Source organism: Blautia sp. AF14-40 (genome assembly GCF_003479665.1).
GTDB classification, from domain to species: Bacteria; Bacillota; Clostridia; order Lachnospirales; family Lachnospiraceae; genus Fusicatenibacter; species Fusicatenibacter saccharivorans.
Genome location: NZ_QUHK01000044.1, coordinates 1 through 13,753 on the forward strand (window position 1 = coordinate 1; position 13,753 = coordinate 13,753).

At 48.9% G+C, this 13,753-nt stretch carries 11 protein-coding genes; all 11 read left to right on the forward strand.

The genetic code is table 11. The features are described from left to right. Positions 1-231 precede the first annotated feature (231 nt). The gene (locus DWW13_RS16820) at positions 232-930 is read left to right on the forward strand and encodes an ABC transporter ATP-binding protein (RefSeq protein ID WP_055217670.1); all 699 of its coding nucleotides are present in this window, start codon (positions 232-234) and stop codon (positions 928-930) included. Positions 931-944: 14 nt separating this feature from the next. After that, entirely contained in the window at positions 945-3,275 is a 2,331-nt protein-coding gene (locus DWW13_RS16825) for an ABC transporter permease (RefSeq protein WP_118720639.1), read from the forward strand. Between the two features lie 210 nt (positions 3,276-3,485). Continuing rightward, positions 3,486-4,814, forward strand: coding sequence for an MATE family efflux transporter (locus DWW13_RS16830; RefSeq protein WP_117510228.1), 1,329 nt, complete (start codon positions 3,486-3,488; stop codon positions 4,812-4,814). Positions 4,815-4,963: 149 nt separating this feature from the next. Further along, the gene (locus tag DWW13_RS16835; protein ID WP_022462401.1) at positions 4,964-5,662 is read left to right on the forward strand and encodes a response regulator transcription factor; all 699 of its coding nucleotides are present in this window, start codon (positions 4,964-4,966) and stop codon (positions 5,660-5,662) included. Further along, the gene (locus tag DWW13_RS16840) at positions 5,652-6,785 is read left to right on the forward strand and encodes a sensor histidine kinase (RefSeq protein WP_055228565.1); all 1,134 of its coding nucleotides are present in this window, start codon (positions 5,652-5,654) and stop codon (positions 6,783-6,785) included. Before DWW13_RS16835 ends, DWW13_RS16840 begins: the two co-directional genes overlap by 11 nt. After that, positions 6,782-9,328, forward strand: coding sequence for a hypothetical protein (locus tag DWW13_RS16845; RefSeq protein ID WP_117510227.1), 2,547 nt, complete (start codon positions 6,782-6,784; stop codon positions 9,326-9,328). Before DWW13_RS16840 ends, DWW13_RS16845 begins: the two co-directional genes overlap by 4 nt. Further along, complete coding sequence (locus DWW13_RS16850) at positions 9,315-10,280, forward strand: ABC transporter ATP-binding protein (protein ID WP_117510237.1); 966 nt, start codon at positions 9,315-9,317, stop codon at positions 10,278-10,280. Before DWW13_RS16845 ends, DWW13_RS16850 begins: the two co-directional genes overlap by 14 nt. Positions 10,281-10,294: 14 nt before the next feature. After that, positions 10,295-11,170 (forward strand): ABC transporter permease, encoded by an 876-nt coding sequence (locus DWW13_RS16855; RefSeq protein ID WP_055217680.1) that lies wholly within the window; start codon positions 10,295-10,297, stop codon positions 11,168-11,170. Positions 11,171-11,187: 17 nt separating this feature from the next. Next, a complete protein-coding gene (locus tag DWW13_RS16860; protein ID WP_117510226.1) occupies positions 11,188-11,946 on the forward strand; it encodes an arginase family protein in 759 nt (252 codons plus the stop codon). A 79-nt stretch (positions 11,947-12,025) separates the two neighbouring features. After that, a complete protein-coding gene (locus DWW13_RS16865; protein WP_022463104.1) occupies positions 12,026-12,337 on the forward strand; it encodes a metal-sensing transcriptional repressor in 312 nt (103 codons plus the stop codon). 16 nt (positions 12,338-12,353) lie between these two features. After that, entirely contained in the window at positions 12,354-13,571 is a 1,218-nt protein-coding gene (pepT, locus tag DWW13_RS16870) for a peptidase T (protein ID WP_118720641.1), read from the forward strand. Positions 13,572-13,753: the final 182 nt, after the last annotated feature.

Consider the following 13,753-nt stretch of genomic DNA (forward strand, 5'->3'; position numbering starts at 1 on the left):
GAATGATAGATGTGTAGTGTATGCGGTTTTGAAGGTATATCGGAAAAACCATCGGAGAGATCCGATGGTTTTTTACTGTTAAAAAATAAAAGAAAGAGCGCTGCTAATGAGAAAAAATACTCATTAACAGCGCTTTTCATTTCACAGAAAAAGCAGTATTATGGGGTTAGAAGAGTCTAACACAAAACAGACTCTTACACACTCAGGAAAAAAGATGCAGGGAGGAAAGTTATGTTTCTTGAGATTAATAACCTGAAGAAGAGTTTTGGAACCGGTGAAAGCCGTGTGGAGGTCTTAAAGGGAATCCAGTTTTCTGTGGAAAAAGGTGAAATCTGTGTTCTCCTCGGTCCATCCGGTTCCGGTAAATCGACACTGTTGAATATTATCGGCGGAATCGACGAGGCGGACAGCGGTTCGATCGTGATTGAAGGCGAAAAAATTGAGGATATGAATGAAAAAACGCTGACACGGTACAGACGAAAACATTTAGGATACGTTTTCCAGATGTACAATCTGATTCCAAATCTGACGGTGAAAGAAAATATGGAAGTCGGCGCATACTTAAGCGATCATCCGCTCGACATCAACGATCTGTTAAAGACACTGGGGCTCTATGACCACCGCGACAAGCTGCCGAATCAGCTCTCTGGCGGTCAGCAGCAGCGTACTTCAATCGGAAGAGCTATCATCAAAAATCCAAGCATTCTGCTCTGTGATGAGCCGACAGGTGCACTCGATTACCATACTTCAAAAGAAATTTTGAAGCTGATCGAGGACGTCAATCAGAAGTACGGCAACACCGTCATCATGGTAACACACAATGATGCGATCAAAAACATGGCGGACCGCGTGATTCGTCTGCGCGACGGCCAGATCCGTAAAAACTACGTCAATGAGACCAAAATCGCCGCCGGCGATCTGGACTGGTAAAGCGGGGTGGAAGTATGAAAAATCCATTACGAAAACGCCTGCTGCGGGAACTGAAGAACGATATTGGAAAATATCTCGTTATTTTTCTGTTTATGACGGCGACGATTGGCTTTGTGTCCGGTTTTCTCGTTGCGGATGAGAGCATGCTGTATGCTTACGATGAAAGCTTTGAAAAATACAACGTGGAAAACGGAAATTTTACAACAGAACAGAAGCTCACCGACAACCAGAGAACACGGCTGGAAAAAGAGAAGGTAACGATTTACGAGAATTTCTATAAAGACGAAGATGCCGACACGGATCTGGATTCGGAACCAGAGAGCACGATCCGTCTTTTTAAAAACAGAACAGAGGTCAATCTGGTCTGCCTGATGAAAGGCGAAATGCCGCAGCAGAAGGATGAAATTGCAATTGACCGTATGTATGCGGACAATAATGACCTGCAGGTCGGTGATGTGATCTCGGTTGATAAAAAAGAACTGACGGTTACCGGTCTTGTGGCACTTTCGGATTACAGTGCGCTGTTCAGCAATTCGAGTGACATGATGTTCGATGCGGTTAAATTCGGTGTGGGAATCATGACCGAAGAAGGGTATGATGCCATTACCGATGACCATATCAAATACTGCTATTCCTGGAAATATGATACGGAACCGAAAGATGAAAACGAGGAAAAAGAATGGTCCGATGATTTCGTCGAGGTTCTGGCGGCTCATTCCTCGCTGACGGGTTATCTGCCGCGCTACGGCAATCAGGCAATCAAATTTACCGGCGACGATATGGGCGGTGACAAGGTGATGGTGGAGGTACTGCTGTACATCCTGATTGCCATCATGGCGTTTATTTTTGCAGTTACGACAAACAATACGATTGTAAAAGAAGCGTCGGTGATCGGAACGCTGCGCGCATCCGGCTATACGAGACGGGAACTTCTGCTGCATTATCTGTCCCTGCCGGTACTGATTACGATTTTGTCGGCGGTGATTGGAAATATTCTGGGATACACCGTGTTTAAAGATATCTGCGCCGGTATGTATTATGGAAGCTACAGTCTGCCGACATATCAGACGCGGTGGAATGCCAATGCATTTCTGCTCACGACCGTAATTCCGGCAATTCTGATGTTTGTGATCAACGCGGTGCTGATTTCCGGCCGTCTGCGTCTGTCACCGCTGCGTTTTCTGCGCCACGATTTTGCAAAGAAAGGAAAAAGCCATGCGGTGCGTCTTCCGAACTTCCGGTTCTTCTCGCGGTTTCGTCTGCGGATCCTGCTGCAGAACAAATCGAGTTACTTTACCCTGTTTCTCGGTATCGTATTTGCCAATATTCTGTTGCTGTTCGGTATGATGATGAAACCGCTGCTGTCACATTACCAGACGGAGGCGGTGGAAAATATGCTGGCAGATTACCAGTATATTTTAAATGTCCCGGAGCCGATCGATGAGGATGATGAGTACACGCTGATGGGAATTGTGCAGAAATTTCTGACGCCATCGCTGAAGACAAATACGGAAGGCGTGGAAACGTTTGCTCTTACATCGCTGAAAAATATTCCGAAAAACCGGGAGGGCGAGAGCATTTCGGTATATGGAATTCAGAAAGACAGCAAATATGTTTCCGCTGAACTGTTTGAGGACGGCGTGACGATTTCCGACGGTTATGCCGAAAAATATGGAATGAAAGTCGGCGATACACTGGAACTGAAAGAGCCGTATGAGGACAAAACGTACAGCTTTGAAGTAAAAAGCATTTATGCCTACCCGGGAGCCCTTGCGGTATTTCTGCCGATGGATGTCTTCTGCGAGGAATTCGATCATCCAGAGGACTACTTTAACGGCTATTTCTCCAACGAGCCGATCACGGACCTGGAGGAATCGTATATCGCGACGAAAATTACGGAAGATGATATGACAAAGATTTCACGGCAGCTCAATGTGTCGATGGGAGAAATGTTCCAGCTGATCAATGTTTTCTCGATTGTACTGTTCATGCTGCTGATTTATCTGCTGACGAAGCTGATCATCGAGAAGAATACGACTTCGATTTCGATGGTAAAGATTCTCGGCTACGAGAACAGGGAAATTTTGAGTCTGTATTTGACGGCGACAACCTGGGTTGTGATCGTCTCAATCGGTGTCAGCCTGATCATTGCCTCCGCGCTGATCCGCCAGATTTATGTCATTATGCTTTCCGAGTACAGCGGCTGGCTGACATACTATATTGATCCGGCAATTTACGGAAAAATGTATCTGATGGGCCTTGCGGCGTATGCTGTTATCGCTGTGCTGCAGTTCCGCCACATCCAAAAGATTCCGATGGACGAGGCACTGAAAAATGTAGAATAAAAAAAGTTACAGGAGAAATCTTGACAAGCCCGGGCAAAGTGTGGTATATTGCTCTCAAACTTGGTGTGGATTTTTCAACTTGTAATAAAGTTCTTTTCGCCACGCAATTATCGAAAGCAGATAATTGCGTGGCTTTTTTTGTGGCAATGGAGCAAAGTCCGTGCCTGCACGTAAGCCCACCAACAGAAAAGATCACAAATGGAGGTAATAATGAACGAAAACTTTATGAAAGAAAAGCCAGTATTTCCACTGCTGGTTTCGATGGCGCTTCCAATGGTAATCTCGATGCTGGTCAATTCCTTATATAACATTGTGGACAGCTTCTTTGTCGCACAGATCAGCGAAGATGCCATGACGGCGCTCTCCCTGGTTTATCCGGTACAGAATTTTGTAAATGCCGTTGCCATCGGTTTTGGAATCGGACTGAATGCGGTGATTTCGTATTATCTGGGAGCGGGTGACAAAAAGGCAGCCGGCTGTGCTGCAACACAGGGCCTTGCCCTTACCATGCTGCATGCGGTTATTTTAACGATCGGAAGCCTTCTGGTCATCGAGCGTTTCCTGCGGATGTTTTCTTCTTCCGAAACTGTCATCGATCTTGGTGTCCGGTATTCACGGATTATCTTTCTGTTTACCATAGCAATCATGGCAAACCTTTACTTTGAAAAGGTTTTTCAGGCAGTCGGCCGGATGAAAGTGACGATGACCGGTATGATGGTCGGCTGTATTGTCAACATCATTCTGGATCCGCTCATTATTTTCGGAATCGGACCGTTCCCGCGTCTTGGAATTGAGGGTGCGGCACTTGCAACCGGCATCGGTCAGGTGACACCGGTCGTGATTTACTGGATCATTTACAAGATCCGCCCGATTTCGGTCAAAATCCGTCCGGAATATTTAAAAGAAGGAAAAAATCTGGTCGGAAGACTGTACGCGATCGGCGTCCCGGCGATCCTGAACCTGGCGCTGCCGTCTCTTCTGATTTCCGCACTGAATGGAATCCTGGCCGTGTATTCCCAGAGCTACGTTGTCGTGCTCGGCATTTACTACAAGCTGCAGACGTTCATCTATCTGACAGCAAACGGCATTGTACAGGGCATGCGCCCGATTATCGGCTTCAACTACGGCGCAGGCGAGCATAAGCGTGTGCGGAAGATTTATGAGATTACCCTGATTATGTGTGCGGTGATCATGCTTATTGGAACCGGCATCTGCCTTGCCATTCCGGAACAGCTGATCGGACTGTTCAGCAGCAATCCGGAGACCATCCGTCTTGGCGGACAGGCGCTGACACGCATCAGCGTGGGCTTTTTGATTTCGGCAGTTTCCATCACATCCTCCGGTGCGCTGGAGGGACTCGGAAAAGGCGGATCTTCCCTGATCATTTCCCTCTGCCGAAATGTCATTGTCATTCTCCCGGCAGCTTACCTGCTGTCCCATCTGGGAGGCGGCGTTTTCGTATGGCATGCCTTCTGGATCACAGAGGTCATTTCCGCAGCGGTTTCTCTTGTGGTATACCGCCGCGCAGTACGAAGATAAAAAATATAAGAAGAAAAGAAAAGCGGCCTCTTGTGGAAGGAGGCTTTTCTTTTTATAATAGATAATACAGACGTAAGAATTAAGTAAAGATTTTTTTGAATATTCATGGTACCATTACGGTAGTTAAAAACAGAGAGGATGGAAACGACGTGGAAGAAACAAATATTTTAGTTGTGGATGATGAAAAAGAAATCGCGGATCTGCTGGAAATTTATCTGATCAGCGATGGATTTCAGGTATTAAAAGCGTACAGTGCAAAAGAGGGACTCCGCATTCTGGAGGAGAAAAAAATCGACCTGGTGCTGCTCGATGTGATGATGCCGGATATGGACGGTATTGCGATGTGCCGCCGCATCCGGGAGACGAACAACATTCCGATCATCATGGTAAGTGCCAAAACGCAGGATATCGACAAGATCGTCGGTCTGTCAACGGGAGCAGACGATTACGTGGCAAAACCGTTCAATCCGCTGGAGCTGATGGCGCGTGTAAAATCCCAGCTCCGCCGCTACCGCGAACTGAATCCGTCGAAGCCGCACGAGCGCCAGGAAGTGATTTCCTTAAAGCATCTGGAAATCAACAAGGTAACCCATCAGGTTGTCTGCTACGGAGAAAGCATCAAGTTGACACCGATTGAATTTGATATTCTGTATCTGCTGGCCTCCAACCCGGGCCGCGTGTTCGGTACAGACGAAATTTTCGAGCGCGTCTGGCATGAAAAATTCTATGAGGCGAACAACACGGTTATGGTACATATCCGCCGTCTGCGCGGAAAAATGAAAGACGACACAAGAGAAGATAAGATTATTACAACAGTCTGGGGAGTGGGATACAAAATTGAAGCCTGATTTTATAAAAAACTTCAGCCAGAGGATGGTCTTTGATCTGATTGTAAGTGCACTTGTCACGGTGCTTGTAGTGACGCTTACCGACGGGATTCTGACCTTTTTCGGCAATGGACTGATGAACATCGGTTACCGGAGCGCCTGGATCGGACCGGGAGGCCTCCGCCCATCGGTGCGGACGATGATTCTGACGGCGGCTGCGCTGCTTTCGTTCTGCCTGACCTTTTATTTCCTGATGCGCGAAACCATCCGATACATTGGGAAGATTCTGGAAAAGGTAAAGGAGATATCAGCAGGGGATTTTGATCATCCGATCGAGGTAAAGGGAAATGACGAGTTTTCTGTGATGGCGGAGAACTTAAATACGATGCAGCAGAATATCAAGGAAATTATGGAACGGGAACGGATCGCGGAGCATACGAAAAACGATCTTGTCTCATCCGTGGCACATGACCTCCGTACGCCGCTGACTTCGATTATCGGCTATCTCGGCTGGGTGCGCACGCGGACGGATCTGGATGAGGAGACGAGAAATCATTATATCGATATTGCCTATCAGAAAGCACTCCGTCTGGAGCAGCTCACGAACGAGCTGTTTGGATTCGTCAAGCTGGAGCACAAAGAGATGCAGCTGCATCTCGGAAAACTTGATCTGGTGCAGCTGATGGAGCAGATGCTCGACGAGATGACGCCGTCTTTTGTGAAAAATGAGCTTCAGGTGGAATTTCTGCATGCGGAACATGCGATTTTTCTCGAGGCGGACGGTGAGCTGCTGGCACGGCTCTTTGGAAATCTGCTGAACAATGCTGTCAAATACGGAAAAGAAGGAAAACAGATCCGCGTCTCAATGGAAAAAGAGGGCGAATATGTGGTCACGCGTGTCATTAACTACGGACGGATCATTCCAAAACAGGAACTGGATCATATTTTCCAGAAATTTTACCGGACAGAGCAGTCGAGGAGCCGCGATACCGGCGGGACGGGACTTGGACTTGCGATTGTACAGCAGATTGCGGAACTGCATCATGGACAGGTGCGGGTAAAAAGTGATCTGCAGGGAACCGTCTTTGAGGTGGAACTGCCGGTCGGAATGCCAAAGGGGAAGAAAGAGGACGAAAAGCGATGAACAGGAAAAGAAGAAGCAAAATCTGCTGTCTGTCCGGTATTTTGCTGCTGATTCTGCTTCTGGCGGGAGTTCAGAGGGTGTCTGCGATGACAACGCGGACAGAACTTTATCAGAACACGCCGTCGGATGGCGGAAGAAGCGGCGGGAAAGAAAAGCAGTTTCTTGCCAACAGCTACGCAGGGGAATACCAGATTGATTTTTCTTATGGATTCGAAGGAAACTATCAGGATGGGAATCACGTACCGATTCGTGTGACAATCACAAATGAGAGCGCTGTTGAATTTGAAGGATACTTTGTTTTTCAGATAAAAAACGCCGCGGAATCGATTTACCGCAGAAACAGTGGAGAAGGCATTCTCTCAAAACTGTTTTTGGGGGTCAAGCGGTCGGGCGACGGAAGAAACAGCCTTTTTACGTACCGTTTTCCAATCTATATTCCGGCGAACGGAACCGTTACAAAGACTTTTTCGGCAGGGCTTCTGGTGGAAAATACGTCTTTTTGTGTCCTGTGCCTGGAGAACAGCCAGAGGGACACGGTGTACAGTCGGGAAGAAACGATTTCGAGTGAAGGCTTCTTCCAGTCCAAGGTGGAAGTCTGCGTTGTGGAAGAAGAAACTAATTACGGGCAGCAGCTGAATGGAGTTACGCTGAACGACGGGATTTATGAGGTGGAAGCTGCATCTGTCCGGGCAGAGGAGCTTGTCGGGCTTGCGGAGTCGTATTCGCCGGATGTGCTGATCCTTCTGGAGCAGTCAAAAGAAGAACTGGATGAGACACTCCAGAAAGAAATTGATCTCTGGCAGGCAGAGGGAGGCCTTCTGATTACCTTTTCGGGAAACGAGACATTTGCGGAAAGCCAGCGCAGTGCGTTTAAAGAAGCGCCGGTAGATTTTCTGAAAAATATTCTGGACGAAGAGACCACCAGCCGCCTTCTGGCAAAACGAAATACGAATTATCAGAAATACTATACGATTTCCGATCTTCTGGAAAACACTAGGATCCGGAACCGTCCGAATACGGTGCTGTACGGCGGCCTGATTCTGGTCTATCTGGTTCTGGCAGGGCCGGGATTGTATTTCTTTTTGAAAAAAACAGGAAAACGTCAGTATCTCTGGGGGGCGATCTGTGCCTGCTCGGCCGTCTTTGTTATGCTGATCAGTCTGTTTGGCCAGAGCACGAGGCTCAAGGCCCCGGTGCTGACGTATGTAAGAGAAATCTGGCAGTACGATACATACCAGAAAGATTACATTAATTTCTGTGCACAGGCGCCGTACAATGCTTCCTATGAGCTGTATCTGGATCCGTCCTACGATCTGGTGACGTACAACCGTATGGACTATATGTCCAACAGCACGGCACAGCCGGAAACGGAGGATGCGGAATATGAAAAGACGGAGATCAGTTTCGGAGAACAGAAAAACAGGGCAGAAATTTCCAATCAGGCTGCATTTGCCCTGAATGAGTTCGGCATGCAGCGGATGGAAACGCTGGACGAAGGCGAAGGACTGAAAGGCACGTTTCATTTCTGGGATCAGAAGATCAGCGGAACCGTGGAAAATAAGACAGGCTATGATCTGGAGAGCTGTGTGATCGCCGTTCCAGGTTACTGTGCCCTCATTGGAGACATCAAAAACGGGGAGACGATCACGCTGGATGGAATAGAAGCGGACAGCGTGCGGGATTTCGGAAATTGGAGTGCGGCAGAAGATCTGCCGGAGATAGAGAAAAATTATCTGGACGGCGTCATCTATAATCACATGCCGAACCGGAGTGACAACTGCCTTTTCTTTGGAAAGCTGGCAGGCAATGACGATACGTTCCAGCTTGACAGCGGATACGAAGCGTATGGAATCTCGTATTACTATCAGGAAGTGTTTGTGGACATGAAAGAGGCCGGCGTTGTGTACTGTCCGTATGCGCAGGAGTACAGCGGATGGGACGGCGGAAACACGGTAAGCTTTGAAATGGGACCGAATTCCGGCGGAATCTCGGAAGAGGAAACAGAAGTAACGTATTATCTGAACGGTGTCTTTGAAAACAACAACATCTGGTGTCTGTATGGAATGTATGCTAAAGGCGTGATGCAGCCGGATTCCGAGGGAATCTATGATCCTGCATTCTGGCCGTATGCGATGACGGCGTTAGAAGATAAGATCCAGGCGGCAGAAACCGGCGGGGGAGGAAAACGGGGAACCATTCTTTCGCTTGCTTTCGAGAAAGCCCGCACGGAGGATGGGACCAAGATCCGGAATTTCAATGGAATCATTGATCTGTACAATTTTCAGACGGGAACGTATGATAAAATTTCCGACTGGGAGATCGATTTTGCGAGTGATCCGGCACTGGAGGCGCAGTATGTGAATGCGGACAACCAGATCCGTGTGCGGTACCGTCTTTCCGAAGAGGAAAAGGGAGAAGAGTATCATGAAAATTATGGATACTATGAGGCACCGAATCTGATCGTAAAGGCGAAAGAGATCCCACCGGAGCAATATCTGGAGAATCTGTTAACGGAGGAGCCAAATGCCGATACTGAAAATTGAGAAACTGACCAAAAAATACGGAAAAACATATGCCCTGAACGGTCTTGATATGGAAGTAAAAAAAGGCGATATTTACGGCTTTGTCGGACCGAATGGTGCGGGAAAAACAACGACGCTGCGCATTATTTCAGGGCTTTTAAAGAGCGACGGCGGCGATCTGTGGCTGGACGGCGTGCGGACGACAAAAAATATTCTGAAGCAGAAAAGCCTGATCGGCTTTGTGCCTGATTTCTTTGGCGTCTATGAAAACTTAAGCGTGATAGAGTATCTGGAATTTTTTGCCGCATCGTATGGAATTTACGGGCGGGCAGGAACTGTCCGTGCGCGGGAAGTGCTGGAGATGGTCGAACTATCGGGAAAAGAGGAGCAGATGGTGGATTCGCTCTCAAGGGGCATACAGCAGCGGCTCTGTCTGGCGCGCGCGATGATCCATAAACCGAAGCTTCTGGTGCTGGACGAACCGAATTCCGGTCTGGATCCGCGTTCAAGAAAGGATTTTCAGCTTCTCCTGCAGCGATTGGCGCGGGAGGATTATACGATTCTGATCAGCTCCCATATTCTTTCGGAATTAGCAGATCTGTGCACCAGCATCGGTGTCATCAACGGAGGTGTCATGGTACAGCAGGGAAAGCTGGAAAACATTATGCTTGCGATCGACAGCTCCAATCCGCTGCGCATCACTGTGCTGAACCAGGTGCCAAAGGCGCTGGAACTATTGCGGCAGGATCCGCAGGTCAGCCGCCTTTCTGTGGATGAAAACAAGATTGCGGCCTGGTTTTCGGGAAGCCGGGAGGAGGAGGCGTATCTGCTGCAGAAACTGGTGGATGCCGGAATCCTTGTGGTTTCATTTGCACGGGAACACAACAGCCTGGAGTCCCTGTTCTTTCATCTGACCGGGGAAACGGAACAGAAGAGCCGAAACACAGAAACGTTCGGAAACACGATCGGATAAGGAGGGAACGAAACGTGCGGTTAAATCCTGTATTTGAAAAAGAAATGAAGCGGAACTCGCGGTCATCGCGGATTTCCTGGATTATTTTTGTCTGCAATCTGCTGCTTGCCGTGGTTGCGTTTGTCTGCTATTTCGGGGAGAGCAGCCAGCTTGGCTATCTGGCACCGGTCAGCTACAGCGTTCCGATGAACTGCTATATTCTGATGACGTATCTTCTGTTTATTCTCGTTGTCCTTTCGGTTCCGGCGGTTGCGGGAGGAAGCATTTCGCTGGAGCGTGAGAAAAAAACGCTGGATGTGCTGCTGACGACGAACCTGAACCCGTGGAGAATCATTACGGGAAAGCTGGAGGCATCGCTTGGCGTTGTTCTGATACTGACGGTTTCGGCACTGCCGGTGCTGTCCCTTGTTGTGGTGTTCGGCGGTATCGGCCTTGGCGGACTGCTTCTGATGGCGGGAGGACTTCTTCTGACCGGAATTTTTGTCGGCAGTATCGGCATTTTCTGTTCGGTTGTTTTTAAGCGGACCACACTGGCGACCGTTCTTTCCTATGTCATTGTCGTTTTTCTGGTCGTAGGAATATGCGCCTGCACGGGGCTTGCCTACTACGCAGGACTGCTGCAGCAGGAGATGACGGCAGCTTATCAGCAGATCGATGTAGGAGGTGTAATTTACCTTCTTCTTTTCAATCCGTTTACCTCGTTTGCGGGGATCATCAGCCGCCAGCTTGGGAATGGAAGAGAGATGGAACAGCTCTGCTATCTGCTTGGAAATTACGGACAGAATCCGCTGATCCATTATCTGCCGGAGGCGAGTGCCGTTCTGCAGCTTCTGATATCAGCCGTTCTTCTTGTGACGGCGGGAAGAAAGCTGAATCCATTAAATAAATAACAGGAGTAAAAGAGAAGATGAAACCATTTTGTTTTAGCCTTTCCGGAATTTATGAGTCCGAAGGATATGCCTGGGAGCAGGCGGGAAAGATCTGGGATCTGAGAGAGCTCCGGGGAACTGACGGTTATCTCGATCCGGAGACGGAGCAGTTTCTGGAAGCGGAACTTGGCCGAAAAAAAGAAACGAAAGAGCTGCCGCGGATCCGCCTTCTGGATTCTGGCAATTATCACTATATGAGCAAATTGCTGCTGGGACTGGAAAAAGAAGATTTGTTTTTAGCCGTATTCGACCACCATACCGATATGCAGCCGCCGGCGCTTCTTCCGGTGCTCTCCTGCGGTTCCTGGATCCGGGATGCTGCCGGGGCGTATCAAAACATCAAAGGAATCTGTGTAATCGGCCCGCCGGAGGCGTTGGTGCGGGAAACGGAAGCGATGGAGCATGTCTGGTTTGTGACACAGGAAGAGCTCGACGACGGAAGCGGAGCGGCGAAGATCAAAGAGGTTTTTGCATCCCATGCGGGAACATTTCCGGTATATCTGTCGGTCGATAAGGACATTCTGTCAAAGGAGGAGCTTGATACGAACTGGGATCAGGGAAATGTGCGTGTGGATGAGCTGCTGTCCCTTGCAAAGGACTGTCTTGCGGGGAGAAAGGTGCTCGCGGTCGATCTCTGCGGAGAGCCGTCGGCGAACGCGCCGGAGGCGGAGTGCAGCGCGGCAAGTCTGGTAAACCAGAAGCTGTACGGCGCGCTTGCGGCAAAAATCGAAGATTGACAAAGTCTGGGCAAAAGAGTATCATAAATTCATACCCAGACGGGGTATATAGAGTGACGGAACACAAGGAGGAAACCTCATGGGTGAATGTTGTACACACTGCAGTGAATGCGACCGGAAAAAAGTGCGGGACGAAAAAGAATACAAAGATCTGATCCACCGTCTTTCGAGAATTGAAGGCCAGGTGCGCGGAATACGGGAAATGGTGGAGAGCGACCGCTACTGCGTCGATATCCTGACCCAGGTATCCGCGATCCAGTCTGCATTAAACAGCTTCAACAAGGTACTGCTTTCCAGCCACATCAAATCCTGCGTTGTGGAGGATATCCGGCAGGGAAAAGAAGGCGCCGTGGATGAGCTCTGCAAAACCATCCAGAAGCTGATGAAATAAGAAGGAGAAGAAGAAAATGAAAGCATATGAAAGATTACTGAATTATGTTAAAGTGCCGACACCGAGCAATGAGAAGAGCGGAACCCATCCGTCTTCCGAGTGTCAGAGAGTTCTGGCAGACCAGCTTGCAGAAGAAATGAAAGCGCTCGGCGTATCGGATGTCCGTGTAGAGGATAAATGCTACGTCTATGGAAAAATTCCAGCAACAAAAGGATACGAAGGAAAGACAAAACTGGGATTTATCGCACATATGGATACGGTATCTGATTTTGCAGATCATGCGGTAAATCCGATCGTACATGAAAATTATGACGGAAAGGATCTGAAGCTGGCTGACAGCGGAAGAACACTGGAGGTTTCGGTATTCCCGCATCTTCCATCCCTGGCCGGCAGAACGCTGATCACAAGCGATGGAACAACGGTGCTCGGTGCAGACGACAAGGCGGGCGTGGCAGAGATTATGACACTGGCAGAAGCCCTTCTTGCCGGAGAAATCCCGCACGGTCCGATTTCCATCGGATTTACACCGGATGAGGAGATCGGTGAAGGCCCTGACTTTTTTGATGTTCCAGGCTTTGGCGCAGAGTTTGCCTATACCGTGGACGGCGGCACAGAGGGAGAAATCGAATTCGAAAACTTCAATGCAGCCGGAGCGAAATTCACGGTGACCGGATTTAACATCCACCCAGGCGGAGCAAAAGACACGATGATCAATGCAATCGCTGTTGCAAGCGAGATCCAGTCTCTTCTGCCGGAAGCAGAGTCCCCGAGAAATACCGAAGGATATGAAGGCTTCTATCATCTGACCAGTATGTCCGGCGATGTGGCACATGCCGAGTCCGAGTACATCATCCGTGATCACGATGCAGAGAAATTTGCAGCAAAAGAAGAGAATCTGCGCCGGATTGAAAAAGCAATGAATGAAAAATACGGCGAGGGAACGGTAAAATTGGAGATCAAAGAGCAGTACCGCAACATGGCTGAGAAGATCCGTCCTTGCTACCATCTGATTGAGAATGCCGAAGAGGCAGCCAGAAGAGCCGGCATGGAGCCGATCGTTCTTCCGATCCGCGGCGGCACAGACGGCGCACGCTTAAGCTTCATGGGGCTGCCGTGCCCGAACATCGGAACCGGCGGATATGCATGCCATGGACCGTATGAGCACATTACCGTTGAGGGGATGGAAAAGACGATGGCAATGCTGAAAGAACTGGTTAAGATCTACGCAGAATAAAAGAGTTGTCAGAAAAAAGGAAAAGTCCGGCAGAAAACTGCCGGGCTTTTTTGCTGGCGTTTATGATAGGAAGAAAAAAATCAGCACAGTAAAAAACGGAGCCATGCAGGCTCCGATTAAAAGCAGTTCGTAGGGGAATCGAACCCCTGTTTTCGCCGTGAGAGGGCGACGTCTTAGCCTCT